The sequence below is a fragment of the Actinomyces denticolens genome, assembly GCF_002072185.1.
GTDB classification, from domain to species: domain Bacteria; phylum Actinomycetota; class Actinomycetes; order Actinomycetales; family Actinomycetaceae; genus Actinomyces; species Actinomyces denticolens.
This window is the reverse complement of sequence record NZ_MVIW01000008.1, coordinates 54,882-81,210: the sequence shown is the minus strand read 5'-3', so window position 1 is coordinate 81,210 and position 26,329 is coordinate 54,882. Positions and strand designations below refer to the sequence as shown.

The following is a 26,329-nucleotide window of genomic DNA, read 5'->3' as shown; positions in this document are numbered from 1 at the left end:
GCCCTGGGCGTCCTGCCCATCGCAGATGAAGTCTCCTTCCATGGCCATGGCCCGGGGCTGCCCGGCGGAGACCACCACCTGCGACCCGCCCCCACCACCCGACGACGAAGAACCACCCCGGACTGTGGTCTCCTCCGCCATCAATGATTGGGTAATAATGGTATTCTCGGATCCGTAACTGTCCATCTGCCTTACGGTACCAGTGTTATCATTATCGGATGCCAAGACAATCGGAGGAACGGAAGTTGAGAACAGATGCGTGAGCGCGAGAAGGGTTGTCATTTTCATGATCATTCTGTGGCCACCTCCCCGACGTGCCAGGAATTATCGTAGTACCGCAATGCCAGGAGGATAGTTTTTTCTTCTGCTGGCTCGACCACGATTTCTCCGCTTTCTTTTACAGATGTTGATTCGTTGCTTGTCATGACGGCTCTAACTCCGCAATATTCTTTGCCGCTGCCTTGAGAGATATACTGAATATCTGTGAGTTCTAGTTTCCAGAAGTTTGCCCATCCGCCTTTGGAATGAAGGTCGGTCACCGCATTGATCGCGGAGGCGCAAAATGTGCATCTGTCCTCGCTCATGGCGGCCAGGTCGGCGGTGTCACCGGTGATGAAGGCGTAGCGGTACAGGGCGATGAAGTGCACGGCGGCGTTGACGGCGCCTTGCTCGGTGTTCTCGCTCGCCTCTGACGGTTTGACCGGTTTGGGCATGGCCAGGGCGGTGGCTCTCTGGGCTGCCAGTTCGGGGCCGAGCGAGACCGGTGCGCCGGCGCTGGTGGTGGGTGTCGCGGTACTGCTGGCCTCGGGGGTGGAGAAGAAGCGCGTGGGCAGGGTTCCGCTGACCTCAGGCGCAGGAGCGTCGTTGGCGCAGGCCGCCAACAGCCCCGAGCCCAGGGCGCAGCAGACCATCAGTACAAGAACGGCGGAATGGCGGCCGTCGACGTCAAGACGAAAGCGGCGCCGCCGGAGCACTACGGCGGCGTGGATCGGAGAGCGGCAGGACACGGGAGCCATGGGATCTGGGGCCTTCCAAGAAAGAGGGGGGCGGATGGGCGGACACGGACCAGGGGGACAACAGCTCGAGGCCCCAGGTCGGCCCCAGACGACGGCGGCATCGCCGTCGAACCCCAACCCTGGAACCAACCTTCCCCCAGCACCAGACCCCACCACCAATCTGTGGACAAACCAGCCAACACGACCCCCACCAACCCCACCCTGTGGACAAGGAACCGGTCTCGACCACCACTTCAACCGGTCTCGATGACGTTTTCGACCGGTCTCGGCGAGAGAGGGGATTCAGGGGAGGGGGAGAATGGGAGGGGCCGGAGTGAAGCGGGGCCAGGTGGAGGTGTCGACGGGGTAGCCGCTCGCCGCCGCGTGATCCAGCCAGCCCTGAGGCAACCAGGTGCGGCCCACCACCTGCGGGTGCTCGGGCATGTACAGCACCGACCACAGGACGAGGATGAGCTCGGCCCATTGGCCGCGCAGCTTCCAGCGCGCGGTGCCCTTGGCATTGCTCGCCGCCATGACGATCTCGCCCGGACCGGTGGAGGCCACCTCCTGCACCTCGTGGTAGCCCACCGGCATGATGCCCTCGCCCGTTCCGATGTAGATGCCGTGCGTGGACACAGTCACGCGGGCATTGGCCAGGTGGCGCCATTTCTCGACGGCGTCCGCAGCGGCGGCACGGCGCCTTTTCTTGTTGACCACGGCCTGCCCGCTGAAGAATGCGGCGGTCAGTGCCAGGCCGACAGGTCCGCCCGCGAGGAAGAACCCCCTGGACGGGTTGTAGGTGGCGTCGCCGCGCCGCCACATGAGCAGTTCGGCATCGCAGCTGGCCAGCATGCACTCCCCCGACCCGAAGGAGCTGCGCACGGGGTCGATGATCGGCGAGACGGGGTTGGGTCGGCGCCCGGCGCGAGCGGCGGTGAGGACGGCGGCGGTGTTCCACCACACGAAGTCCTGCCCGGTCCAGTTCGGCTGAGCGGCCGCTTTCTCCGCCGCGAGGCGCTCCGCGGCGGCCTGGGCCTCGCGTGCGTCGACGACGTCGAAGATCTCGCGGACCTTGATGGTGACGACCTCGTCATTCTTCGGCGCCCGGCGGATGAGTCCCCTCCTCTGCCCGCCCGCCGACGCGTCGGTCGAATCGGGCGCCCCCTGCGCGCTGTCGGGACTGCCCGGGCTCCGTGGGCTTTCAGGGCCGGCGGGGGTGACAGGACTCCCGGCGCTCACAGGTCGGAACGACGGCGGGGCCCCCTCGGGATCACCAGAGCCCCCCGCGTCCTCCACGCTCGTCGCATCATCAGCGGACCCCCCGCGGACAGCGGCGCCGTCGCCCCCGGGGTCCTCCGGGCCGACAGCGCTCTCAGCGGCCTCGGCGCCGTCGACGGCCTCAGTGGGACGAGCCTCGGCATCGCCCTCAGGCCCGCCCTCCTCCGGCTCGCCCGCCGTCGGCTCGCCCGTCTTCCCCTTCTGCGTCTTCTGCGAGGTCACGCTGCTCCCTTCTCGCCGGCGGCGGAGGTCCCGGGAACCATGTCCTCGGCCACATGCAGGAGCTCGCCCGCGGGCTCGGAGTAGTCCACGCCCACGAGCGTCCCGCCGTCGAAGGTGAGGGACGTCAGCGAGGCGAGCGCGCACTGGCGGCGCCGGGGGTCATGCGCCAGGGGACGGCCCTCCAGCCAGAGCCGCGTGGCCCACACGGGCAGTTGGTGGGAGACGAGCAGCGCTTCGCGTCCGCGCACGACGGGGATCGCAGCGCGGATGGCCCCGCTCATGCGAGTCACGAGCTCGGTGTAGGGCTCGCCCCAGGAGGGGCGCAGGGGGTTGACGTAGTAGGGCCAGTGACGCGGGTGCGCCAGCACCCAGCGGTTGCGGTTGACGGCGACCCCCTCGAAGTGGTTGCCGGCCTCGATGAGGCGCTCGTCCGTCGTCGCCTCCAGCCCGTAGGCCCGCGCGGTGGGGGCACCGGTCTCGACGGCGCGCTCCAGGGGGGAGGTGATGACGGCGGCGATGTCGTGGTCGGTGGAGCGCAGGACCTCCGCGACGCGCTCCGCCATGCGCCGGCCGAGTTCGGAGAGGTGGTAGCCGGGCATGCGCCCGTAGAGGACGGCCTCGGGGTTGTGGACCTCGCCGTGGCGCATGAGGTGGATCGTGGTGCGCTCCATGGATGCGATTGTGCCACCCGGGCGCGCCCGGCCCGGATACCGGGAGAGTCGGGCCGTGTCGGGGCGCCTCCCGTAGGGTAGGGCCATGACAACGCGAAGCGCCTGGGGCCTCGGCCTGGCCACCGTCACCGACGACGGCTCCACCCTCGACGTCTGGTACCCGCGGCCGGTCCTCGGTGAGGAGCCGGCCGACGGGCACTCCGATCTGCTCGCCACGCTCTCCGCGATGGAGACCAAGGATGAGGCGCGCGGCGTCCACACCACGGTGGTGCGCACCTGGGCGGATCTCGATGACGCCCCACGGACCGTCGCCGGCTCCTACCTGCGCCTCCATGTGCTCTCCCACCGCCTGGCCGAGCCGAACACGGTGAACCTGGACGGTATCTTCTCCCGCCTGCCCAACGTGGTGTGGACGGCGGCGGGCCCCTGTGCCGCGGAGGGCTTCGAGGCGACCCGCATGCGCTTGCGCCGGGCCCTGGGCCGCCCGGTCCACGTTCATTCCGTGGACAAGTTCCCGCAGATGGCCGACTACGTGGTGCCCACGGGCGTGAGGATCGCCGACGGCGCCCGCGTGCGCCTGGGCGCGTACCTGTCCGAGGGCACGTCGGTCCTGGCATCGGGCTTCGTCAATTACAACGCGGGCACCCTGGGCCGCTCCATGGTGGAGGGGCGCGTCTCGCAGGGCGTGCTCATCGGCGACGGCTCCGATATCGGCGGCGGCGCCTCCACGATGGGGATGCTCTCCGACGGCGGGCTGAGGCGCGTGAGCATCGGCGAGCGCTGCCTGCTGGGCGCCAACTCGGGTTTGGGCATCCCCCTGGGCGACGACTGCGTGGTGGAGGCCGGCCTGTACATCACCGCCGGCACCAGGGTGTCGGTGATGCCGTCCGGCGGCGTCGTCCCCGGCGGGCACGGCCTGTTCCGGGAGCCGCGCGTGGTGGCGGCCCGTGAGCTCGCGGGCGCCTCGAATGTCCTGTTCCGGCGCAACTCGCAGTCCGGCGCCGTCGAGGCCCTCCCCCGCGGTGGCAAGAGCATCGAGTTCGGCGCTGCGGCGCGCCGCGGCTGAGCGAGGGGCCGCGTCCCGCGCCGGGGAGCGGGAGCCGCCCCGCCTCACACCTTGTTGACGCGGTCGAGCGCGCGCTCGCCGGTGCGGGTGGCGGGGTAGACGGCGTCGGAGTGCTTGCGGCGGTGAATGGCCACGTAGTGCCGCTCGGTGGCGCCGGTGTAGACCTGGCGGGGGCGGCCGATGCGCTTGGCGGGATCGGAGATCATCTCGCGGTACTGGGCGATCCACCCGGGCAGGCGCCCCAGGGCGAACAGCGGGGTGAACATCTTCGTGGGGAAGCCCATCGCCTGGTAGATGAGGCCCGTGTAGAAGTCCACATTCGGGTAGAGGCGCCGGGAGATGAAGTACTCATCGTGCAGCGCCGTCTCCTCCAGCTCCATGGCGATCTGGAGCATCCGGTCCCCGGAGTCGCTGCCCAGGCGGGTGAGCACGTCATGGGCGGTTGCCTTGACGATGGCGGCGCGCGGGTCGTAGTTCTTGTAGACCCGGTGGCCGAAGCCCATGAGCCGCGCGCCGTCCTCCTTGTTCTTCACCTTGCTGACGAACTCGGCGGTGGTCATGCCGGAGGCCTGGATCGTGTCGAGCATCCGCAGGACGGCCTCGTTCGCGCCGCCGTGCAGCGGGCCGGACAGGGCGCCCACGCCCGCGGCCACGGAGGCGTACATGTTGGCGTCCGCCGAGCCGACGAGCCGCACCGTGGAGGTCGAGCAGTTCTGCTCGTGGTCGGCGTGGAGGATGAGGAGCATGTCCAGGGCCCTCACGATCGCGGGGTCGATCTCGTAGGACTGGTAGGGCATCCCGAAGGTCAGGCGCAGGAAGTCCTCCACGTATCCGCACTTGGGGTCCGGGTAGACCAGGGGCAGGCCGATGGCCCGCCGGGCGATGTAGCTGATCATCGTCGGCATCTTGCTCAGCAGCAGGACGGTGGCGAGCTCCCGCTCGTAGGGGTCGTGCGGGTTGAGGGTGTCCTCGTAGTAAGTGGCCAGGCCGGAGATGCCCGCCTGGAGGATCGCCATGGGGTGCCCGGAGGAGGGGAACGCCGTGAAGAAGCTGCGGAAGTCCTCGTGGAGGAGGCGGTGGCGGGCGATGCGCCGCTCGAAGCGCTCGAAGGTCTCGGCGTCGGGGAGCTCGCCGTTGATGAGGAGGAAGGCGACCTCCAGGAAGGAGGAGGACTTGGCGAGCTCCTCGATGGGGTAGCCGCAGTAGCGCAGGATGCCGGCGTCGCCGTCGATGTAAGTGATCCCGGAGGTGCACGAGGCCGTGTTCGTGAATCCCGGGTCGAGGGTGACCATGCCGGTGGAGGCCAGGAGCCTGCCCACCCCCAGCCCGTCGGAGCCCTCGGTGGCGTAGGCGCGAGGGAGCTCCAGGCGGCGGTCCTCGACGGTGAGGATGCCGACAGCGTCGCTGTCGTTGAGGGACCGCGGCTCGGCGGGCGCGCTCGTGGTGGGGCTGGTGTCGGTCATATCGGTCTCCTCACTGTCCGGCGCTCCGCACGGGCGGTCGCCTCGAGCCGGTGGGTCTGGGGCCCCAGGGTCCGCCTCACTGTAGCGATCGCGCCGTCACCTCCGCGTCACCTCTCAGGGCGCGGAGTTCCGCAGCACCTCCGCCCGGCTGCCGCTCAGGCGCGGAAGAGCGCGGCCGCGTGGGGCGAGTGCAGGCGCTCGCAGGCGGCCGCCACGCGTTCGTCGGTGTCGGTCAGGCTCATGCGGACCCGCCCGGCTCCCGCCTCCCCGTAGAAGTCGCCGGGGGCGACGACGATCCCCAGCTCGGCGAAGGCGCCGACGAGCTCGTAGGCGCCTCGGGGGGTCGCGCCCTCGGGCAGGCCGAGCCACAGGTAGAGGCCCGCCACGGATGCGGGGTCGCTCACGAGGCCGGCGGCCGCCGTCGCCTCGAGGAGCGCCTCGCGACGGGCGCGATAGACCTCGCGCTGGGCGATGACATGCTCGTCGTCGGCGAGGGCGGCGGTCATGGCGGCCTGGATCGGGGCGGGCGGGAGCATCCCGGTGTGCTTGCGGATCTCGGTGACGGCGCCCACGAGCACAGGATCCCCGGCGAGCAGGGCGGCGCGGTAGCCGGCGAGGTTGGACTGCTTGGACAGGGAGTAGAGGGCGAGCAGCCCGCTCATGTCCCCGCCCGTGGAGCGGGGATCGAGAAGGCTGGGGATGAGCTCGGTGTCCCAGGGGGCCTCCCAACCGAGCTCGGCGTAGCACTCGTCGGAGGCGACGACGGCGCCGCGCTCGCGCGCCCAGGCGACGATCCGAGCGAGCTGGGCGGCGTCGAGCACATGGCCGTCGGGGTTGCCGGGGCTGTTGAGCCAGATCATGGCGATGGGGCGCTCGGGGGTACCCGCGCCGTCGGGGAGATCCCAGGTGGCGGGATCGGCGTCGGTGTCGACGGGGATGGGCGCGGCCCCCGCGATGCGGGCGCCGACGTCGTAGGTGGGGTAGGCGGCGCGGGGGTGGAGCACGAGGTCGCCGGGGCGCGCGCCGAGCTGGAGGGGCAGGAGCGCGACGGACTCCTTGGAGCCGATCGTGGGGATGACGTGGGCGTCGGTCAGTCCGGTGACGCCGCGGCGGCGGGCGGCCCAGTCGATGATGGCCCCGCGCAGCGCGGGGGTGCCGACGGCGGCCGGGTAGCCGGGGGCGTTCGATGCCGCCGCCAGTGCTTGGCGGGCGATGGTGGGGGTGTCGTCCACGGGGGTGCCGACGGCGAGATCGACGACGCCGCCCGGGTGCTCGGCCGCTCGGGCCCGGTAGGGGGCGAGCGTGTCCCAGGGGAAGTCCGGGAGGGCGAGCGGGCGGGGCAGGGCGCGGGGCCGGTCCGTGGAGGCGTTCACCCCGGTATTGTCCTCCACCCTTGGCGAGTTCGTACTTCTGGTGACGAACCCGTGCCCCTGCCCGCCGAGCTCGTCACCAGAAGTACGAAGTCGACGATGGCCGCGCGGCGCGGCACGGGCGCCCGTGGGCGCGCTCGTCTCAGTCGAGGCCGTGCTCGGCGCGGTACTCCTCGTTCTGCGGGGGCAGGGCGGCGATCATCGGGTCGTCGTAGTCCTGCGCGCCGGTCTTCTGCGCTCCGCCGGGCGAGCCCAGGCCGCGCAGCTCGAAGAAGTCGATGTTGGCACGGGTGTAGTCCGCCCACTCCTCGGGGACGTCGTCCTCGTAGAAGATCGCCTCCGTGGGGCATACGGGTTCGCAGGCGCCGCAGTCCACGCACTCGTCGGCGTTGATGTACAGGCTCCGCTCGCCCTCGTAGATGCAGTCCACCGGACACTCGTCGACGCAGGCACGGTCCTTGACATCCACGCACGGCTGGGCGATGACGTAGGTCATGGCGGAGTTCCTCTCGACTAGGGCCCGGCGCCGCCCGTCGGCGGCGTCCGATCAAGGGCAAGTATTGTCCCGCCCGGACCGAATCCCCAAGACGACCGCATGGTGGTGGCGAGCACGCCCGCACGGGCATCCAGCACCGCATTCGGTCGCCTCCATCCGACGGCGCTGCCGCCGGGCCGACCGCCGGGCGCCCCTCAACACGCCCGGAAGCCGCACGACGAAGCCCGGAATCACGCAGATCTGCCGTCCATCAGGCCGCATACGACCTCCATGGTTGTCTGCATCACATACCTTGAGAGCCTATTGTCGCTGGTCGGCAACATATTGACATCGCTGTCGGGATGGTTGCTCAGAATCGGACGTGTTGGTGAGTCAGGGGAAGCTCGTCGTCCTGTCGAACAACGACGACGACTGCTTCCTGTCCAGGGAGTACGGAGCGGTTGACCCGGGATCAGGGCGGGTCACACTCACCTTCACCAATCGGATCCTCAAGAGCAGCATGATCACCGTCCCCCATCGCCCTCCTCGGCGCGGCGATTCCAGGGGCTCGGGCTCGTCGCCATCGCGCTGCGCCTCGCGGGTGCGATCCATCTAGTCCTTCGGGCTAGTCCTTCGGGCCCAACTGGGGCGGGGCGGCGTCGATGGCGATATCGGCGGAGTCCTCCGCCGACTTGGGCGCGGGTTCAGCGGCGGGGGGCGCTGCCTGCGCCTGAGGCTCCGCGGGGGCCGCCTCGGCAGGGGGCACCGGGTCGGCGGCGGCGGAGTCGGGCGATGACCCGCCGGACGGCGCCTGCTGGCCCTGGGCGCTCGTCTGGGAGGAGCCTCCGGAGCTCCGGGGTTGCCCGGCCTGCGCGCTCGACGGCTGGGCCGGGGCACCACCGCCGGAGCAGGTCACGGCGTTGTCGGGTTCATAGGTGGTGTGGAGAGCATCCTCGGCGACGGTGCCGTCCGGCGCCGTGCGGCTGCGGGTCACCGTGATGGAGAAGCCGCCCTCCCCCCCGCCGTAGGGCTCGCAGCGGGGGCCGGAGCGGTTGACGGTGCCGATGGGGGTGTAGCCCTCCTTCTCACCGGAGACGATCGAGACGTCGTAGTAATGCGTCGACCACAGGCGCACGTGCACCTCGCCGTCCACCACCCAGGCCTGGATGAGCGCGGGGTAGGGGGTTGAGTTGGCGAACTTGACGTCCTTCTCCGGCGACCACAGGGTGGCCTCGCGACCCGCCGGGTAGCGCTCGAACCAGTAGGAGTGCGGGTGATGCTCGACGTCGTCCATCCCGGCCTCGTAGCCGGCATTGAACACGGTGGTGCCGATCTGGGAGAGACCGCCCCCGAAGGCCTCGGTGTGGACCCCGTCGAGGATGACACCGGAGAAGGTGAAGCCGTGCTCGGCGTCCACGGGCTCCAGGGAGTCGTTCGTGGAGAAGGTGGCCCCCGGCATGACGATCTCGCCGTTGAGCGCGGCGGCGCCCGCGACGAGGTTCTGGGTGCGGGCGGCGTCCTCGTAGTAGGGGGTGGTGTACTCGCCGACGATCTCCTTGATCCCCCAGTCCTCCTCGGCGGTGGTGGAGGACGGCGCGGAGGCGGTCATGGGCAGGACGACGGCGCGCTGGGAGGCCCCCGCCTGGGCGCTGCCGGTGGTGATGATCCCGGTGGACAGAGCGGTGGTGTCGATGGCCAGGCCGTCGACGGGCGCTACGTACTGCGGCGTGGCGTCGGCGCGGCCCTCGATGGTCCACCCGGACTCGACGGCGGCCCTCTCGATCTGGGGGCCCATCGCCGCCACGACCGCCTGGCGCAGCGCGTCGGGGTCGAGGGTGGTGGACAGCTCGCCCGTCTCGGAGCTGATGCGCAGCATGGGGGCGAGCTGCTGGGGGCTCAGGGTGAGGGCGCCGGAGGCGGGAGCGGCCGTCGTCGCCCCATCCGCGGTGACCGTCACGGGTGCGGACAGGACGGGGGCGATGACGGTGTCGGCGTAGGACTGGGCCTGCTCATCGGTGACGGCGGGGCTCGTGGTCCCCTCGACGAGGGCGATGGTGGGGGACCCCAGCGGCCAGTCGGAGGACAGCCCGTTGACCGAGGCCTCGACGTCGACGCCGGCGCCGGAGCGGCTCGGCGAGACCACGGGCTTGGTGCCCTGCAGGGAGATCTCGGCGTTGACGGTGCCCGACGAGAGCTCGCCCAGGTGGCTGTTGAGGCTGCGGGTGAGGGCGGCCGAGTCCACCGAGGTGGCGGCGGGCACCGAGTCCCCGCCGAGGCGGTCGATGATGGTGAGCGGGTTGAGGGTGAAGCCCGTCAGGCGGCCGACGCTGGAACCGGCGTCCACGCTCACACCGGAGTCGGCGGGCGTGATCTGGGCGGACTTGTCGCCGGCGGTGACCGTGACCGGCTGGGCCAGGCTCTCGGCGAAGGACTGCTCGACGGCGCTCCTCGCCTCCGACGGGCTCATCCCCCCGACGCTCACCCCGCCGACGGTCGAGCCGTCGGCGAGGGCCTGGGTGGTCCAGATCGCCGAGCCGAGCCATGCCACGGCGATGAGGGCCGCAGCGGCGATCATGAGGTGCCGGGGGTTGCGGACCGACCCCCTGGCCAGGGCGAGGAGGGCAGCGGGACGGCCGGCGTCCTCACCGGAACGATCAGCGGCTCCCGCCTCGGCATCGGCGTCGGCCCCGGCATCAACCTCCTCGGTGGCGATCTCCGGGGTGGCGGTCTCGGGCAGGGTGAGGCTCGGTCGCGCAGCCGTCGCCGCGCCGGTGGCCGCCGCAACGGCATCGCCCGGGGCATCGGAGGCGCCGTCGGCGGCGCTCTCGGTCGGCTCCTCCGCGTCCCCGGCGCCGGCCGCCTCGGGGTCGGCGGACGCGGCGGCAGCCGGGGACCCGTCCTCGGCGCCCGCCTCGGGACCGTCTGCCGCATCCTCCGGGGTATCGGCACTGGCCGGCGGGAGAACGGCGCGCGTGGCCGCGGCGACGACGCCCAGGGCGGCGGCAGCGACAGCGGCGTCGGAGACTCCGGCCGGGTCGGTGGGCTCGGCGCTCCCGGCAACCACGTCCTCGGCCTCCCCTGCCTCGGCCTCACCTGCCTCGGCACCGCCGTCCTCGGTGGGCGCGTCCGAGGGCGTTCCCTCGTCGTCGGCGCGCTCGGCGCCGTCGGCCGCGGTCCCGGTTCCCTCCACCGGCTCGCCGGGGACGACGGCCTCGGGCAGGGCGACGCCGATCCGGTCGGCCGCAGTGGCGATCGCCAGGGCACTCGCCGCGATGGCGGCGTCGGCCGGCAGCACGGAATCGGGGACCGGGCCCCCGGCCCCGTGGTCGTCGTCGGCGGCCCGGTCGGACCCGTCGGACCCGGCCTCGATCCCGTCGGCGCCGTCGGAGTCGCGCGCCTCATCCTCCTCGGGCGCGGCCTCGGCGGGGGCATCGCCGGCGAGCGCCGCCTCGGCCTCCTCCGCAGCGTGGTCGGGGGTGGCGGCGTGCAGGGCCTCCAGCGCAGCAGTGGCCTCGTCAGGGCTGGTCACAGCATCATTCATTGGGGAACCTCCAGGGAAGGGCGGTCATCAGGACTGGGAACGACGGCGGCGAGCCGCCTCCTTGAACCGCTCCTGGGAATCAAGAATCACCTTGCGGATGCGCACGGCCTCGGGAGTGACCTCCACGCACTCGTCGTCGGCGGCGAACTCGAGGGCCTCCTCGAGGGTGAGCCTGCGGGGCGGCACGAGCCCCTCGAAGGAGTCGGCGGTGGAGGAGCGCATGTTGGTCTGCTGCTTCTCGCGCACGACATTGACATCCATGTCCTCATTGCGAGGGTTCTCCCCCACGACCTGCCCCTCGTAGGTCTCCTGGGTGGGCTCCACGAAGAAGGTGCCGCGGTCCTGGAGGCGGATGAGGGCGTATGCGGTGACGGCTCCCGCGCGGTCCGAGACGAGGGAGCCCGTGGTGCGCGAGACGATCGTGCCGGCCCAGGGCTCGTAGCCCTCCGCGATGGAGGAGGCGATGCCCGTGCCGCGGGTGTCGGTGAGGAACTGGCTGCGGAAGCCGATGAGACCGCGCGCGGGCACGAGGAACTCCATGCGGATCCAGCCGGTGCCGTGGTTGGTCATCGTCTCCATGCGGCCCTTGCGGGCGGCCATGAGCTGGGTGACGGCGCCCAGGTGCTCCTCGGGGACGTCGATCGTCATGCGCTCGACGGGCTCGTGGCGCTTGCCATCGATCATGCGGGTGACGACCTGGGGCTTGCCGACGGTGAGCTCGAAGCCCTCGCGGCGCATCTGCTCGACGAGGATGGCCAGGGCGAGTTCGCCGCGCCCCTGGACCTCCCAGGCGTCGGGGCGGGAGGTCGGCAGGACACGCAGGGAGACGTTGCCGATGAGCTCGCGGTCGAGGCGGTCCTTGACCTGGCGGGCCGTGACCTTCGCGCCCTTGGTGCGCCCGGCCATCGGGGAGGTGTTGATCCCGATGGTCATGGAGATGGCGGGGTCGTCGACGGTGATGAGGGGCAGCGGGCGGGGGTCATCGGGGTCGACGAGGGACTCGCCGATGGTGATGTCCTCGATGCCGGCGATCGCGACGATGTCGCCGGCATGGGCCTCCTCGGCGGGCTTGCGGTCCAGGCCCTCGGTGACCAGGAGCTCGGAGACGCGGGCGCTGGCCAGGGTGCCGTCGTGGCGGGCCCAGGCCACGTTCTGGCCCTTGCGGATCGTGCCGTTGTGGATGCGCAGGAGCGCCAGACGGCCCAGGAACGGGGAGGCGTCCAGGTTGGTGACATGAGCCTGGAGCGGGGCGCTCTCGTCGTAGGAGGGGCCCGGGATCCGCTCGATGATGGTTCGGAAGAGGGGCTCGAGATCCCCATTGGCGGGCAGCTCGCCGTCGGCCGGCTGGACGGTGTCGGCGCGGCGGGCCTTGGCAGAGGCGTAGATGACGGGGACGTCGAGGACGGCGTCGAGGTCGATGTCCGGATGCTCGTCTGCGAGGTCGCTCGCCAGCGAGAGCAGCAGGTCGGTGGACTCGGAGACGACCTCGTCGAGGCGGGAGTCGGGGCGGTCCACCTTGTTGACCACGAGGATGACCGGCAGATTCGCGGCGAGCGCCTTGCGCAGCACGAATCGGGTCTGCGGCAGGGGGCCCTCGGAGGCGTCCACGAGGAGGACGACGCCGTCGACCATCGACAGCCCGCGCTCCACCTCGCCGCCGAAGTCGGCGTGGCCGGGGGTGTCGATGACGTTGATGGTGATGCCCTCGGGGTGGCCCGCGTCGACGGCGGCCGGCCCGGCGTAGTGGACGGCCGTGTTCTTGGCGAGAATCGTGATGCCCTTCTCGCGCTCGAGCTCCCCGGAGTCCATGACCCGCTCGGCGGTGTTCTCCTGCGTGGCCCGGGCGCCGAACGCGCCCGCCTCCCAGAGCATCCCGTCGACAAGGGTGGTCTTGCCATGGTCGACGTGGGCGACGATGGCGACGTTGCGCAGGTCCTGGCGCACGGTCATATGTGGGCTCTTCTTCCGTCTGGGGAGCGCCCGGGGAGGACGCGGTGCCGGGCCGACACCGCGCGCGAGGCGCACAGCGGGCCAAGGCTAGTCGCGCGCCCGCCCGGCGCGCCATGGCGAGGGTGACACCGTTCCTGTGCTACCGCTCACGGCCCTACACCAGGACCAGGGTCCCAGCCACGACGACGGCGATCGCAGCGATCGATATCACAGCGATCGCCCCCGGGTTGCGTTGTGCGCCGCGCTCGCGCGAGGACGGCGCCGCGCTGTCAAGCCGCGCGCGGTAGGTGTCGATGAGGTCGGCGGCGCGCTCGGCGGTGAGGGCCATCACGATGGGGCGGCCGCGGCCATGAGCGCCATCCAGGCCGCGATCCCCGGCGCCGGGGAGGAGCCCCTCGAGCCCTCCCGCCCCCGGGTCCTCCCCGACGGCGGTGCGCGAGCGCTCGATCCGGCGGCTGATGCCGATGGAGAGCCCGCCCTGACGGGGCGCCGCGGAGACGGGGACGCGGGCGCCGTCGTCAGTGATGAGCTCCAGGCCCCAGCGGCCGCCGCAGCGCTGGTAGGCGCCCCAGCCGACGCGATGGGTGACCAGGAGGTTGCGCACGGTCAGACCGCGCTCATCGAGGCGCAGTTCGGGCTGCCACCACAGGGCGTGGGCCGCGGCCGTCGCGGCGAGGGCGCAGGCCAGGGCGATGAGGAAGTGCCGGGCGCCGTCGTTGATGCCGATCGTGACCGCGAGCGCGGCCCCGGTCCCTGCCACGAGGATGGTGAGGGGACGGCCGAATCGGGAGCGGACGATGACCGTGGGAAGCGCGAGCATGCGCATATCCTCCCCCTCCCCCCAATCGCGAGACCGGTCGATATTGTCACCGAGACCGGTTCGCGAACCGGTCTCGGTGACAATATCGACCGGTCTCGCGATTGGGGTCAGGAGCGCCAGACGGGGGCGAGGAGCTCGTAGGAGCGGCGGCGGGCGGCGGCGTCATGGATATGCGACAGGACGAGGATCTCCTCCAGGCCCCAGCGCTCCTCGAGCTCGCGCAGCCCTGCGGCCACCCGCTCGGGCGTCCCCACGAAGGACAGGCGCATCGCCTCCTCGACGGCGCCCTCCCTCCCGGACGCCAGTGCCCGCCAGTCCTCGGGATCATCCAGTGGCGGCTCCAGCGGGCCCGCGCAGCCGGACACGAGGCGCGCGGCGGAGGCCATCGCGGTGGAGAACAGGCGGCGCGCCTCGTCCTCGCTGGGCGCGACGGCGGCGTTCACCGCCGCGGCGACGCGCGGGATCTCGATGGTGGCCGTGGGGACGGAGGCGTCGAAGACCGAGCGGTAGGTGGCCACGGCCGCCTCGGCCTGCGAGGGGGCGAAATGCGAGGCGACGACGAAGGGCAGGCCGAGTGCGCCGGCGACCCTCGCGCCATTGACCGACGAGCCGAGCACCCAGACGGGCGGGCGGGTCCCCTCCCCCGGGACCGCCCGGACCCCGCTCCCGGGCCCACTCGGCTCGCCGTGGCCCAGGTAGTCCAGGAGTTCGGCGATGCCCACTGCGAAGGCGGCGGGGCCCGCCGGGCCCCGCCGCAGCGCCTCCGCCGTCATCGTGTCCGTGCCGGGCGCGCGCCCCAGCCCGATCCCGACCCGCCCGGGGTGGATCGTGGCAAGGGTCCCGAACTGCTCAGCGATGACCAGGGGCGAGTGATTGGGGAGCATCGAGCAGCTGGCCACGCCGATCCGCTCGGTCGCGGCGAGCACCTGCCCCAGCAGGATCGGCGTGGCCGAGGACAGGTGAAGGGGCGAGGCGTGGTACTCGGTGATCCAGTACCGGGCGTAACCGGCCCTGTCCGCCGCGCGCGCCAGCTCGGACATCTCGGCCAGGGCGGCGCCCCGGTCGCGCCCGAGGGCGGACGGGACGGGATCGAGGACGGACAGGTCGGCGCTCATGGCGGAACGATATGGCCCCGGCCGGGCGAATAGGTGGGCCAGAAGGCACACCGCGTCACCTCGCACGATCCTCCCAGGCCCGCCCCCCAATGCCCGACACGCGACCGGCCCGGGCGATGATCGCCCGGGCCGGTCGCGGAGTCGGCTCCGCGCTCAGCGGCGCTTGACGGTCACCACGGTCATGAAGGCGGCCTTGAGGACGTCGCCGATGAGGAACGGCGTCAGGCCCAGGGCGATGGCCTTGCCCCATCCCACCCCCAGGGCGATCTTGAGCCAGACGACCCCGGGGACGAACACGGAGCTCGAGGCGATGAGCATGAGGGCGAAGCGGGCGGGGAGACCGGCGTCCGAGCGGGCGATGCGGCCGGCGAGCCCCGCGGCCAGGGCGTAGCCGAGGACATAGCCGAAGGAGGCGGTCGCCCCGCCGCTCCAACCGGCGAGGACGGGTGCGCCGACGGCGGCCAACGCGGCCAGCAGGAGGGAGGAGGCGATCCCGCGCCGGCCGCCGAGCACCGCGCCGACGCCGAGGGCGGCGAGGGAGCCCAGGGTCACCGGGACCGGGGTGAAGGGCAGCGGGAGCGAGATCTGGCCGATGAGGGCGAGGGCGGCTGCGCCGAGGCCGATGAGGGCGGTCTCGCGCGCGGCGAGGGCCAAGCGGGATGAGGGTGCAGCAGCGGTCGCAGCAGCGGCCGCACCGGTCGCTGGCGAGGTCTTCTTGATCATGGGCCCACGGTATGCGGGCGCTCTCTGAGCGGGATACCCCGGACCCGCGCAGCCTCACCCCATTCCGCCTTGTGCGATTCCCACAAGAGGAGCGGGGTATCAGGGTCCCGAGCGCGAGTACGGGGAAGGCGGCGCCCGCTGTCGCGCCCGGGCGCCCCGTTACGCCCCCGGCGGCGCCGAAGGCGACCCGGCATCGCCGGGACGGTCCTCAGACGATATGCGCGATCCAGCCCAGGATGTCGGCCATCACCTCGTCGCGATTGGTCTCATTGAGCGCCTCATGGCGCGCTCCCGGGTAGAGCCGCAGGCCGATAGGGGAGGCCCCGGCCCTGGCGTAGCGCCGCTCCACCCAGCGCGGCCCCTTCCCCATCGCGCCCACCGGGTCCCGGCCCCCTGACAGGAGGAGGATCGCCAGCCCTGCTGGCGCGGCGTTGAAGACGGCGCGGCTGGAGGCCATGCGCACGATGTCGACGAGGTCGCGGTAGAAGGCGTTGGTGTAGTCGAATCCGCACAGGGGGTCGGCCACGAAGGCGTCCACGACCGCCTCGTCCCGGCTGAGCCAGTCGTATCTGGTGCGGCCCGGGGCGAAGGGCCTGCTGTAGGGCCCCTGCACGAGGGTGTCGAGGATCCTCTCGCGCCGGCGCGGCCCGCGCGTCCGGCACAGCGCCCGGGTGAGGGTGGGGCCGATGGCGCCGAGGATGCCGGCGCTCCCGGTCGTGCCCACGAGGATGAGACCGGTGATGGCGGTGGCGGGATCCGCCCCCGGGCCGGCGCCGAGCCGCGGGGCGAGTACCCGCGCCAGGATGGAGCCCCAGGAATGGCCCATGAGGATGACCGGGAGCCCGGGGAAGGTGCGCCCGATCCAGCCCCGCACCTGGGCGAGATCGGCGAGGATCCTCTCAGCGCCGTCGGCGTCGGCGGTATGGCCGCTCTCATCCGGGGAGGCGATCGTCAGGCCGTGCCCGCGATGATCGTCGGCCACCACCGCGTAGCCGGCGGCCACGGCGCGGCGGGCGAAGGCCCCGTAGCGGGCGGAGTGCTCGCCCATGCCGTGGACGAGCTGGATGACGGCGCGAGGCCTCGGCGCGCCGCCCTTATCGGCCGCGCCATCGGCGGGCGCCCAGACGCGCAGGGCGAGGCGGCGGCCGTCGTCGGCGACGATCCACTCCTGGGCCTCATGCACGACCCCGGCCTCCTGGGAGGACCGCCCCGAACCCGCTTCGGGCGTCTCGCTTATGGTCATTCCGTGAATGTACCCCCCTGCGCCCCGTCCGCTCGACCCTTCGCGCTGATCCCCGCCGCCTACCTCCTCCTCGTTCGCGAGGAGCCCGGCCGGGGGGCGCCCTCGCTCCGCACGCGGGTGCTCCTGCAGCTGCGGCGCGGCACCGGCTACATGGACGGCCACTGGGCCTGCGGGGTGGCCGGGCATGTGGACGACGGCGAGCCCGTCACCCGCACGGCCGCGCGCGAGGCCTCCGAGGAGGTCGGGATCGCCGTCGAGCCGGGCCTGATCGAGCCGCTGACCACGCTGCACCGCTCGAACGACGTGGGCGGGGCGGCGCTGGAGCAGCGCGTCGACTTCTTCTTCACCGCGCGCGCCTGGACGGGCGAGCCGCGAATCATGGAGGGCTCGAAGTGCGCGGGCCTGGAGTGGTTCGCCCTGGCGGGACTTCCCGAGCCGGTCCCGCCGCATGAGCGGGCCGTCCTGGAGCGCCTCGCCACGGCTCTCGACGGCGGTGCGCCCATGCCCGCGATCCTGCCCTTCGGCTTCGACGGGGAGCGGATCGAGCACTACCGGGTGGCGCGCCCGCACTGAGGCGCCGCGGCAGGCGCACAGCCGGCAGCGCGCCGCTGGCAGTCCCGGTTCAGATCCCGAGGAAGGCCCTGATCGCCGGCATCTCCCGCCGGGCCTGGACGAGTCCCGCCTCGAAGGCGGTGGTGAGGCGGTCGTAGCGCAGCTCTCCGTTGGCGATGTCCATGCGGTCGGGGCGGTACAGGTAGGCGCTGCCCTCGGCGCAGCGCCGCTCGAGGTCCTCCAGGGCGGCGTTGTAGTGGCGCGGGCGCTCGATGAGTGCCTCGGCGGCCGCGGGGTGCTGCCGCAGGAGCCGCCGGTAGACCTCGGGCCGCTTCTCCTCGGGCTTGCGGTAGCCGGCGGGGCGGGTGGAGATCACGAGGAGGCGCTCGTAGCCGTCGGCGAGCGCGGCATCGGTGGCGAACCCCCCGGTGGGACCGAGAGCGCCGTCGAGGTAGGGGGCGCCGTCGATCTCGACCACGGGCATGAGCACCGGCATGGACGCAGAGGCCTGGGCGCGGGCGAGGAGATCAGCGGGGGCGGGCATGTCGGAGCGGTGGAAGTAGACCTGCTCGCCGGTGTCGCAGCGGAAGGCGCCCAGGACGAGCTCGACGTCGGAGGCCTCGAGGGTCGGCCAGTCGACGGGCATCTCCTCGTCCTCGGCGGAGGTGTGGTGGTAGATGCGATCGGAGTTGAAGTAGCCGCGGCCGCGGGCGAAGCTGCCCCAGCCACCGGCGTCGCCGAGCAGGGGCATGCCGAGGTAGGCCTCGCGGGCCCGCCAGGTGTCGCGGGTGACCATGTTGACGGCGTTCGTCGCGCCGGCGCTGATGCCGCCCACCCATCCGAACTCCAGACCCTCCTCCAGCAGGGCGCGCACGAGGGCGCCGGTGTAGGCGCCGCGCATGCCGCCCCCCTCGAAGACGAGGGCGACGTCGTCGATCCGGGCGGTCACGGGAGCGGGGGCGTGGAGGGGGTGCCCGTAGGGGTAGTAGCCGGGCTGCTGGTTGCGCGAGGTCACGGCTTCACGCTACCCCTCCCGCCCCTCCTCGCCGAGACCGGTCGAAAACGTCATCGAAACCGGTCGATACGGACGTCGAGACCGGTCCGGCGCACTGCCGGACATCCTTGTTCCCATGTTCCCCCAGAGGAGAACAATGCTCTCCGCTGCGCCTTTCCCCTGCGCTTGGGCCTCGGAGGATCGTAGCGTCGCGGCATGAGCACTCCGGATCTCCTCGCGCCCCTCCAGATCGGCCCGCTGACCGCCCGAAACCGCCTGTGGCTGCCGCCCATGTGCATGTACAGCGTTCAGGAGCGCGACGGCGTCGTCACCGACTGGCACGTCCTGCACTACGGGACGCGCGCCGTCGGCGGATTCGGAACGGTGATCGTCGAGGCCACGGCGGTGACCCCCGAGGGGCGCCTGTCCGAGTTCGACCTGGGACTGTGGGACGACGCGCAGATCGAGGGGCATCGCCGCATCGTGGCGGCGATCCACGACGGCGGCGCCCTGGCCGGGGTGCAGCTCGGGCACGGCGGCCGCAAGGCGGGCACGCCCCCGTGGCGGCCGGACGTGGCGGGCGCCCGCGCGGGAACGCTTCAGGGCTGGGACCTCGTGGCGCCCAGCGCGATCCCCTACCCGAGCGAGGGGCACGCTGTCCCGCGCGAGCTGGACGAGGCCGGGATCGCGCGGCTCGTGGAGGCCTTCGGCCAGGCCGCGCGCCGGGCGATCGACGCCGGGTACGACCTCATCGAGATCCACGGCGCGCACGGCTACCTCGTCCACCAGTTCCTCTCACCCCTGTCCAACACGCGCTCCGACGCCTTCGGGGGCGATGAGGAGGGGCGCCGTCGCTTCCCGCTCCGGGTGGTCGCCGCAGTGCGCCGAGCCATCGACGACGCCGTGCGGGACGGCGCCTCCCCACGGGCACTCGGCATCCGCCTGTCGGTCACCGACTGGACCGAGGGAGGGCTGACGGGCGAGGACACCGCGCGCTTCGCGGTCGATCTCGCCGCGGCCGGCGTCGACGCCATTCATGTGTCCACCGGCGGCAACGTGCCCGGGACGGTGCCGGTGGCCCCCGGCTACCAGGTGCCTTACGCCGCGCAGGCGCGCGCCGCCCTGGCGGCCTCGGCCGCCCACGGCGGGCCGGGCGAGGGCGTCGTCGTCGCCGCAGTGGGAATCATCGACTCCGCCGCGCAGGCCGAGGCGATCCTGACCGCGGGCGATGCCGACGCGATCGCGGTGGGGCGCCCGGCCCTGCGGGACCCCTACCTGCCCGTGCGCTGGGCCCATGAGCTCGGCGTCAACGACTGGCGCGAGGCGGGGCTGCCCGTCCAGTACTGGCGCGGCGCCTGGCGGTGAGGGCCGGCCCCGACGGAGCCCCGCAGCAGGGGCACGGCAATGCTCCGAACCGGTCTCGGCGCCGCTTTCGACCGGTCTCGATCAGAGGAGGGCGGTCTCGTAGAGCCAGCGCCCGGCGCGCCGGACGAAGCGGCTGCGCTCGGCCAGCTCATCCTCGACGACCCCGCCGCGCCCGTCCCAGGCCCGGTAACGGGCCACGAACTCCACGATGCCGGTCTCGTCCGCCGCTCCCCCGCCGACCGTCTCCACGATCCGCAGGCCCAGCCAGGCCGTGCCGGGATGGCAGTACGGCCCGGGCGGGCGCGTGCGCGGGTGCCAGGTGCGGAAGATGTGGTCCTCATCGCCGACGACGAAGGCCGAGTACCGCGAGCGCATGAGGGCCTCGGCGGTGGGTGCGGGGGCGCCGTCGTGGATCGGCTCGCAGCACGCGCCGAACACCGCGCCGCTCCCGCAGGGGCAGGGATCACCGGCCCGGACTCCGGCGGTGCGCACAGGAGAGCCGGAGGAGGCGCCGCCCACCGCGTCGGTGCGAGGCGCCCCGCTCATGCCCCGGCCCAGTAGGCGGCGAGCGCCTGGGCCAGCCACGGCCCGTCGACGACGGCGCACATCTCCCGCTGGGAGTGCATGGACAGGATCGGCTGGCCGACGTCGACGGTGGTGATCCCGAGGCGCTGGGCGGTGATCGGCCCGATGGTTGTCCCGCAGGGCACGGCGTTGTTGGACACGAAGACCTGGTGGGGCGCGCCTGCGGCCGCGCAGACGCGCTCCCAGAGGGCCTGGCCGGTGGCGTCGGTGGCGTAGCGCTGCTGGGCGTTGATCTTGAGGACGGGCCCGCCGCCGAGCACGGGGCGCACGACGGGGTCGTGGAGCTGACCGTAGTTGGGGTGGACGGAGTGGGCGGCGTCGGCGCTGAGGCAGGTGGAGCGGGCGAGCATCGCCTCGTGGGCGTCGCCGGTGATGCCCAGCGCCCCGGCCAGGCGGCGCAGGACCTGCTCGAGGAAGGGGCCGGCCGCGCCGGAGCGGGTGCCGGAGCCGACCTCCTCATGGTCGTTGGCGATCAGGACGACGACGTCGCCCGACACCGTCCCGACGCCGGCGGTCGGCCCGCCGTCGCCCGAGTACAGGGACTCGAGCGCTACCAGTGACGCGATCACGGAGCTGAGGTTGTCGAGCCGTGAGGAGGCGATGAACTCCGCGTGGCGGCCGAATCGGGCAGGCGCCTCGGTGGGGTAGGTGAGGATGTCGTGGCCGGCGAGGTCGCCCCGCTCGATCCCGGCGATCTCGCACAGGTGGGCCTCGACGTCGTCGGCGGCGACCCCGTCGCCCAGGGCCCAGATGGGGGCCAGGTGGGCCTGGCGGTCGAGGTGGAGGGACTCGTTGACGCTGCGGTAGAGATGCGGGGCGACCTGGGCGACGCGGGCGATGGGGCCGGTTCGCACGAGGTGGCTGGAGCCGTCGCGAGTGACGAGGCGGCCGGCCAGGCCGAGCTCGCGGTCGAGGAAGGAGTTGAGCAGGGGCCCGCCGTAGACCTCGGCGCCGATGAGCGCGAAGCCGTCGCGGGTGGCCTGAGCGGCGGGCTTGAGCTTGAGGGCCGGGGAGTCCGTGTGCGAGCCGACGATCCGGAAGGCACTGCCATCGCGGGCCGCCTCGGGCAGGACCCAGGCGGCGATGGCGCCGTCCCGGATGGTGTAGCCGCGTTGGGGTGTGCTGATCCCCCAGGGGGAGGCCTCATCGACGGCGGTGAACCCGACGGCGTCCAGTCGCCGCGCGGCCTCGGCGGCGGCGTGGTAGGAGCTCGGGGAGGCGGCCACGTAGTCCATGAGCTCGCGGGCGTAGGCATCGGCGTCGCGGAGCGCGCCGCGCGCGGTGGCCGCGGATCCGGAGGAGTCGGGCAGTGCAAGGGTCTCGGACATGGCCGCATCCTCGCACCGATGGACGCTCTCAGGCAGATGAGGACCTTGTTCCTATCGACACGGACAGCAGTCCCTCCTATGCTTGCAAACGTTCCTGCGAACGTTACTACCTCATGGACGAGCCCGTTCGCAGGCGCTCAGCGATCCTCGGGCAGGGGCGGCCCTGCGGCCCCAGCCCGCGCACCGCTTCCCGCGCCCGTTCCGCGGCGCCCGCCGATCCAACCCGACACATGACAAGGAGCAGCATCATGAGCGTCCCCGTCCCCAACCTCCGCGGGCTCAACCCCGCCCCCGTCACGCCCTTCACCCCCGACGGCGAGATCGACTTCCCCGCCATCAAGCGCCTGGGCTCCTGGCTCGGCTCCTTCCCCGAGGTCACCTCCCTGGTGGTCCTCGGCCACGCCGGCGAGGGCACCTTCCTCACCCAGTCCGAGCAGGTCGCCGTCATCGAGGCCTTCGTCGCCTCCACCGACGGACGCGTCCCCGTCGTCGCCGGCATCACCGGCGAGGGCACGAAGGTCGCGGTCGAGGAGGCCCAGCGCGCCGTCGACGCCGGCGCCACCGCGGGCCTCATCTACCCCTCCCACGGCTGGCTGCGCTTCGGCTTCCAGCCCGGCGCCCCGCAAGACCGCTACAGGGCCATCTACGAGGAGACCGGCCTCAACGAGATCCTCTTCCAGTACCCGGACGTCACCAAGTGCTCCTACGACCTGGACACCCAGCTCGAGATCGCCGCCCTGCCGGGGGTGCACTACACGAAGAACGGCGTGCGCAACATGAAGCGCTGGGACACCGAGATCCCCGTCCTGCGCGAGTCCTTCCCGGACCTGACCATCATGAGCTGCCACGACGAGTACCTGCTGCACACGATGTTCGATGTCGACGGCCTCCTGGTCGGCTACGGCAACATCGCCCCCGAGCTGCTCATCAAGCTGTTCAAGGCGGGCCGGGCCCACGACTACGACGCCGCCCGCGCCGTCCACGACCAGCTCATGCCGGTCACCAGGACCGTCTACCACCGCGGCTCCCACATGGAGGGGACCGTCGCCCTCAAGGAGGCCCTGGTGGCGCGCGGCGTGCTGGAGACCGCCACCGTCCGCTCCCCGCTGCGCCCCCTGGCCGACGGCGCCCACGAGGAGATCGCCGCGGCCCTGACCGCCGCGGGCCTGGGCAAGGCCCGGATCCCCGCCTGAGACGGGCACGGGCCGGGGTGGCGCTCCCGACGCCGCCCCGGCCCCTCCCCACCACACTGCGACAACGGAGTCGACCATGATCCTCGCCCATTTCCTCGTCCTCCTGCTGTTCATCGCCCTGGGCGCGCGCCTGGGCGGCATCGGCATCGCCTTCGCCGGCGGTGCCGGGGTCCTGGTCCTGGGGCTCCTGGGCGCCACCCCCGGCGACCTGCCCATGCAGGTCATCGTCTTCATCATGGTGGTCATCTACGCCGCCTCCGCCATGCAGGTGGCCGGCGGCGTCGACTACCTCGTCAATCTCACCGACCGCCTCCTGCGCGCCCACCCCAAGCACCTGGCGGTCCTGGCGCCGGTGGTCACCTACCTCCTCACCTTCGCGGCCTCCACAGGCCAGGTCTCCTTCGCGACCATGCCCGTCATCGTCGAGGTCGCCAAGGAGAACAACATCCGACCCACGCGCTCCCTGTCGGTGGGCGGGGCCGGCTCCCTGCTGGGCATCACCGCCTCGCCGATCTCCGCCGCCGTCGTCTTCCTGTCCGGCAAGCTGGAGGAGGACGGCACGGGATGGACCTTCATCGACCTCATCCTCGTGTCGATCCCCGCGACCTTCCTGGGAACACTGGTCACCGCTGTCATCTTCATGATCTGGGACCGCGCCCGCGGCTACGACAAGCTCGACGCCGTCCCCGAGTACCAGCGCCGACTCGCCGCCGGGGAGATCGCCCCCGCCAAGCACGAGCTGCGCCCCGTGGCGCCCGGGGCGCGCCGCTCGGTCATCATCTTCGTGATCGCGCTCGTCGCGGTCCTGACCTACTCGATCCTCATCTCGGAGAAGGTCGGGGTCATCACCGATCCCGTCATGGACGCCGGGCAGTGCCGGATCTCCGTCATGCTGGCGGCCGCCGGGGCGATCCTCGTGGGCTGCGGGGCGGACCCCCGCAAGGTGCCAGCGTCGTCCATCTTCCGCACCGGCATGAACGCCTGCGCCTGCATCCTGGGCGTGGCCTGGCTGGGGACCACCTTCATGACCGCCAACAAGGACTGGATCCAGGCCCACCTGGGCGAGGCGCTGGCAGGCCGACCCTGGCTCTTCGCGATCCTCGTCGTCGTGGCCTCCTCACTGCTGTACTCGCAGGCGGCCTCCACCAAGGCGCTCTTCCCCACCGCCCTGGCGATCGGCGTGGCCCCGGCGACCGTCGTCGCCTGCTTCCCGGCGACCTCCTCGCTGTTCATCCTGCCCACCTATCCGACACTCCTGGCCGCCGTCGAGCTCGACGACACCGGCTCCACGCACCTGGGCAAGAGGTTCTTCGACCACCCCTTCCTCATCCCGGGCCTGATGGCCACCGGCCTGAGCGTGGTCTTCGGCTTCGCGCTGGCGGCGGTGGTGGTGTAGCCGACGGCAGCGGGCGGGCTCTTCAGGAGCCCGTGGCGGCGGGACCGCACTACGATACGGGTCATCGGCACGAGGAGGCCCGCTCATGAAGTCAGTGACGCTCAGGGACGTCGCGGCCGCCGCGGGGGTGTCCGTCTCAACGGCCTCGCGCGTCCTGGACGACCGCCTGCCGGTCTCGCGCACCGCCACCGCCGGGCGCGTGCGCGAGGCCGCCGAGCGCCTGGGCTACCGCAAGGACGCGGCCGCCTCAGCACTGCGGCGCGGGGACACGGGGACGGTGGGAGTGCTGGTGCCGCGCCTGTCGGACACGGTCATGGCGCTGCTCTTCGAGGCGCTGTCCCGCCAGGCCGCCGACCGCGGACTGTTCGCCCTGGTCTCCGTATGCGGCGATGAGGCCGACGACGAGCGCCGCGCCATCGACGCCCTCCTGGCCCGGCGCGTGGACGGCCTGGTGCTGGCCGCCGCCCGCCTGGGCGGCGAGGTCCCGGTGGGCCTGCGCGCCAGTGGCGTGCCGCATGTGCTGGCCGTGCGAACCGACGGCCTCTCGCCGTCGGCCGTGTGCGACGACGAGCTCGGCGGCTACCTGGCCACGCGCCACCTGCTGGACCTGGGGCACCGGAGGATCGCCATCCTGCCCGGCCCGGACTTCACCTCCACGGCGATGCAGCGCCTGGCCGGGTACCGCAGGGCGCTCGCGGAGGCGGGAGTCGCCACCGGCGGCGAGGAGGCGTCCGGGCTCGTCCGGCACTCCCTGTTCTCCACCCACGCCGGGCGCGAGGCGGCGGCCGCCCTGCTCGCCGACCGCCCGGGGATCACGGCCGTCTTCGCCGCCAACGACCAGCTGGCGCTCGGGACCCTGGCCGCGGCCCAGGACGCGGGGCGGCGCGTGCCGGAGGACCTGAGCGTCGTGGGCTACAACGACACGCCCCTGGCCGCCGAGCTGCGCACCCCGCTGACGAGCGTGCGCGTGCCCTTCGAGCGGATCGCCTCCGACGCGCTGGACCTGCTGACCGCGCAGATCCAGGGGCGGGCGGCGGCGGTCCCGCCGGAGGCGGCGGGCGCGGCAGGGCAGGCCGGGACGACCGGGGGGCTCACCCCGGTTCCGCCCGTGACGCGCGTGAGCGAGCCGACCCTCATCCCGCGCCGCTCCACCGCGCCCCTGCGCTGAGAGCGGGGCCTTCGTCTTCTTCCCAGGTGGGCTCGGGGGGCCGCCCGACCTGCGCGCCGGAGTTCCTCATCCCGTAGGCGGAGGGGAGGGCGCCTGTTATCCACCTGGAGGACTTGGTCGCGGAGGCGCGGCTGGGCGAGACTGGGCGGCATGGAGGGCGCCGCGAGCCACGACTGGCGGGCCCGGACGCGAGCGCGAGGAAGGACCGCTATGCCGAGCACGATGCCGGAGACCGCCGTCGAGGCCGCCTTGCTGACGGGGGCGATGAGCGCCGCTCATGAGACGGCCTCCCGCCTCGGCGGTCAGGCGGCCCGCGACGACGCGCCCGCGGCTCGCGCCTCACGCGCCCCCGAGCGCTTCGCCCGCTTCACCGGGGCCGTCCATCGCGTGATCCCAACGCGCCTGCGCCGCCTCATCCCGGAGACCTTCATCGGCTACGCGGTCATCAACGGCTCGGCCTTCCTGCTCGACATCGCCTGCCTGAGCGTGTTCTACAACCACCTGCACTGGTGGTACTCCCTGGCGGTGACGATGGGCTACACGATCGCCGGGGTGTACTCGCTGCTGCTCAACCGCTGGCTCAACTTCCAGTCCCATGAGCACCTGGCGCTCCAGGGCGGCCGCTATTTCATCGGTCTGATCAGCCAGTACGTCATCTTCATCCTGGGGCTGTCCAGCCTCCTGCACTGGTTCGGCGTCAACGCGCTGGTGGCCCGGGTCGTCTCCGCCTGCTGCGAGGGCCTGTACCTCTACGTGTTCGTGCGCCTGTGGGTGTTCCGCGACTCGGCCCGCGACAGGGCCCCCGCCTCGGCCTGA

At 72.3% G+C, this 26,329-nt stretch carries 24 protein-coding genes; 8 read left to right on the top strand and 16 right to left on the bottom strand.

All coding sequences use genetic code 11. The features are described from left to right. From B1H55_RS12650 to B1H55_RS03740, 4 genes are all read right to left on the bottom strand, one after another. A partial coding sequence (locus B1H55_RS12650) for a hypothetical protein (RefSeq protein ID WP_205635511.1) occupies positions 1–282 on the bottom strand: 282 nt, incomplete at its 3' end. 8 nt (positions 283–290) lie between these two features. Next, positions 291–1,016 carry a DUF6318 family protein gene (locus tag B1H55_RS12160; RefSeq protein ID WP_143221356.1) on the bottom strand — a complete coding sequence of 242 codons (726 nt, stop codon included), beginning with the start codon at positions 1,014–1,016 and terminating at the stop codon, positions 291–293. Positions 1,017–1,298: 282 nt separating this feature from the next. Beyond that, on the bottom strand, positions 1,299–2,495 hold the full coding sequence (locus B1H55_RS12780; RefSeq protein ID WP_231952620.1) for a hypothetical protein: 1,197 nt from the start codon (positions 2,493–2,495) through the stop codon (positions 1,299–1,301). Further along, positions 2,492–3,166, bottom strand: coding sequence for a histidine phosphatase family protein (locus tag B1H55_RS03740; protein WP_073453780.1), 675 nt, complete (start codon positions 3,164–3,166; stop codon positions 2,492–2,494). Before B1H55_RS03740 ends, B1H55_RS12780 begins: the two co-directional genes overlap by 4 nt. 85 nt (positions 3,167–3,251) lie before the next feature. On the opposite strand from B1H55_RS03740, the gene dapD reads away from it, so the two are divergent. Further along, positions 3,252–4,232: a 2,3,4,5-tetrahydropyridine-2,6-dicarboxylate N-succinyltransferase gene (gene dapD / locus B1H55_RS03735; protein ID WP_073453778.1), complete on the top strand. Its 981-nt coding sequence runs from the start codon at positions 3,252–3,254 to the stop codon at positions 4,230–4,232. A 44-nt stretch (positions 4,233–4,276) separates the two neighbouring features. On the opposite strand, the gene B1H55_RS03730 is transcribed toward dapD, so the two are convergent. The 3 genes from B1H55_RS03730 to fdxA all read right to left on the bottom strand — a co-directional run bounded on the left by B1H55_RS03730 (position 4,277) and on the right by fdxA (position 7,561). Then, positions 4,277–5,695, bottom strand: coding sequence for a citrate synthase (locus tag B1H55_RS03730; protein WP_073453773.1), 1,419 nt, complete (start codon positions 5,693–5,695; stop codon positions 4,277–4,279). 155 nt (positions 5,696–5,850) lie between these two features. Then, positions 5,851–7,068 carry a succinyldiaminopimelate transaminase gene (dapC, locus tag B1H55_RS03725; RefSeq protein ID WP_077240183.1) on the bottom strand — a complete coding sequence of 406 codons (1,218 nt, stop codon included), beginning with the start codon at positions 7,066–7,068 and terminating at the stop codon, positions 5,851–5,853. Positions 7,069–7,207: 139 nt separating this feature from the next. Further along, on the bottom strand, positions 7,208–7,561 hold the full coding sequence (gene fdxA, locus B1H55_RS03720; RefSeq protein ID WP_073453768.1) for a ferredoxin: 354 nt from the start codon (positions 7,559–7,561) through the stop codon (positions 7,208–7,210). Between the two features lie 367 nt (positions 7,562–7,928). Between fdxA and B1H55_RS12155 the strand changes: the two genes are divergently transcribed. Continuing rightward, entirely contained in the window at positions 7,929–8,156 is a 228-nt protein-coding gene (locus B1H55_RS12155) for a hypothetical protein (RefSeq protein ID WP_143221355.1), read from the top strand. Positions 8,157–8,165: 9 nt separating this feature from the next. Here B1H55_RS12155 and B1H55_RS03710 read toward each other — a convergent pair whose 3' ends face one another. From B1H55_RS03710 to B1H55_RS03685, 6 genes are all read right to left on the bottom strand, one after another. Beyond that, a complete protein-coding gene (locus B1H55_RS03710) occupies positions 8,166–11,069 on the bottom strand; it encodes a VanW family protein (protein WP_096519507.1) in 2,904 nt (967 codons plus the stop codon). A 39-nt stretch (positions 11,070–11,108) separates the two neighbouring features. Further along, positions 11,109–13,031, bottom strand: coding sequence for a translational GTPase TypA (gene typA / locus B1H55_RS03705; RefSeq protein ID WP_073453763.1), 1,923 nt, complete (start codon positions 13,029–13,031; stop codon positions 11,109–11,111). Between the two features lie 154 nt (positions 13,032–13,185). Further along, complete coding sequence (locus B1H55_RS03700; RefSeq protein ID WP_157750285.1) at positions 13,186–13,851, bottom strand: PH domain-containing protein; 666 nt, start codon at positions 13,849–13,851, stop codon at positions 13,186–13,188. Positions 13,852–13,958: 107 nt separating this feature from the next. Next, the gene (locus B1H55_RS03695; RefSeq protein ID WP_073453758.1) at positions 13,959–14,966 is read right to left on the bottom strand and encodes an LLM class flavin-dependent oxidoreductase; all 1,008 of its coding nucleotides are present in this window, start codon (positions 14,964–14,966) and stop codon (positions 13,959–13,961) included. Positions 14,967–15,119: 153 nt separating this feature from the next. Further along, positions 15,120–15,689 carry a biotin transporter BioY gene (locus B1H55_RS03690; RefSeq protein WP_073453756.1) on the bottom strand — a complete coding sequence of 190 codons (570 nt, stop codon included), beginning with the start codon at positions 15,687–15,689 and terminating at the stop codon, positions 15,120–15,122. Positions 15,690–15,897: 208 nt separating this feature from the next. Continuing rightward, positions 15,898–16,932 carry an alpha/beta fold hydrolase gene (locus B1H55_RS03685; protein WP_077240179.1) on the bottom strand — a complete coding sequence of 345 codons (1,035 nt, stop codon included), beginning with the start codon at positions 16,930–16,932 and terminating at the stop codon, positions 15,898–15,900. A gap of 3 nt (positions 16,933–16,935) precedes the next feature. Between B1H55_RS03685 and B1H55_RS03680 the strand changes: the two genes are divergently transcribed. Beyond that, positions 16,936–17,505 (top strand): NUDIX hydrolase, encoded by a 570-nt coding sequence (locus tag B1H55_RS03680; protein ID WP_073453753.1) that lies wholly within the window; start codon positions 16,936–16,938, stop codon positions 17,503–17,505. Positions 17,506–17,554: 49 nt separating this feature from the next. Here B1H55_RS03680 and B1H55_RS03675 read toward each other — a convergent pair whose 3' ends face one another. After that, positions 17,555–18,499: a patatin-like phospholipase family protein gene (locus B1H55_RS03675; RefSeq protein ID WP_073453751.1), complete on the bottom strand. Its 945-nt coding sequence runs from the start codon at positions 18,497–18,499 to the stop codon at positions 17,555–17,557. A 195-nt stretch (positions 18,500–18,694) separates the two neighbouring features. Here B1H55_RS03675 and B1H55_RS03670 point away from each other — a divergent pair, with 195 nt between their 5' ends. Beyond that, entirely contained in the window at positions 18,695–19,843 is a 1,149-nt protein-coding gene (locus B1H55_RS03670) for an NADH:flavin oxidoreductase/NADH oxidase (RefSeq protein WP_077240177.1), read from the top strand. An 81-nt stretch (positions 19,844–19,924) separates the two neighbouring features. Here B1H55_RS03670 and B1H55_RS03665 read toward each other — a convergent pair whose 3' ends face one another. Beyond that, a complete protein-coding gene (locus B1H55_RS03665) occupies positions 19,925–20,389 on the bottom strand; it encodes a YchJ family protein (RefSeq protein WP_077240176.1) in 465 nt (154 codons plus the stop codon). Next, positions 20,386–21,756, bottom strand: coding sequence for a M18 family aminopeptidase (locus B1H55_RS03660; RefSeq protein WP_096519509.1), 1,371 nt, complete (start codon positions 21,754–21,756; stop codon positions 20,386–20,388). Before B1H55_RS03660 ends, B1H55_RS03665 begins: the two co-directional genes overlap by 4 nt. A 248-nt stretch (positions 21,757–22,004) precedes the next feature. On the opposite strand from B1H55_RS03660, the gene B1H55_RS03655 reads away from it, so the two are divergent. The 4 genes from B1H55_RS03655 to B1H55_RS03640 all read left to right on the top strand — a co-directional run bounded on the left by B1H55_RS03655 (position 22,005) and on the right by B1H55_RS03640 (position 26,329). Next, complete coding sequence (locus tag B1H55_RS03655) at positions 22,005–22,949, top strand: dihydrodipicolinate synthase family protein (protein WP_077240175.1); 945 nt, start codon at positions 22,005–22,007, stop codon at positions 22,947–22,949. 76 nt (positions 22,950–23,025) lie between these two features. Then, positions 23,026–24,345, top strand: coding sequence for an anaerobic C4-dicarboxylate transporter family protein (locus tag B1H55_RS03650; protein ID WP_080461582.1), 1,320 nt, complete (start codon positions 23,026–23,028; stop codon positions 24,343–24,345). An 85-nt stretch (positions 24,346–24,430) separates the two neighbouring features. Next, positions 24,431–25,513 carry a LacI family DNA-binding transcriptional regulator gene (locus tag B1H55_RS03645; RefSeq protein ID WP_077239848.1) on the top strand — a complete coding sequence of 361 codons (1,083 nt, stop codon included), beginning with the start codon at positions 24,431–24,433 and terminating at the stop codon, positions 25,511–25,513. A gap of 210 nt (positions 25,514–25,723) precedes the next feature. After that, complete coding sequence (locus B1H55_RS03640; protein ID WP_080461581.1) at positions 25,724–26,329, top strand: GtrA family protein; 606 nt, start codon at positions 25,724–25,726, stop codon at positions 26,327–26,329.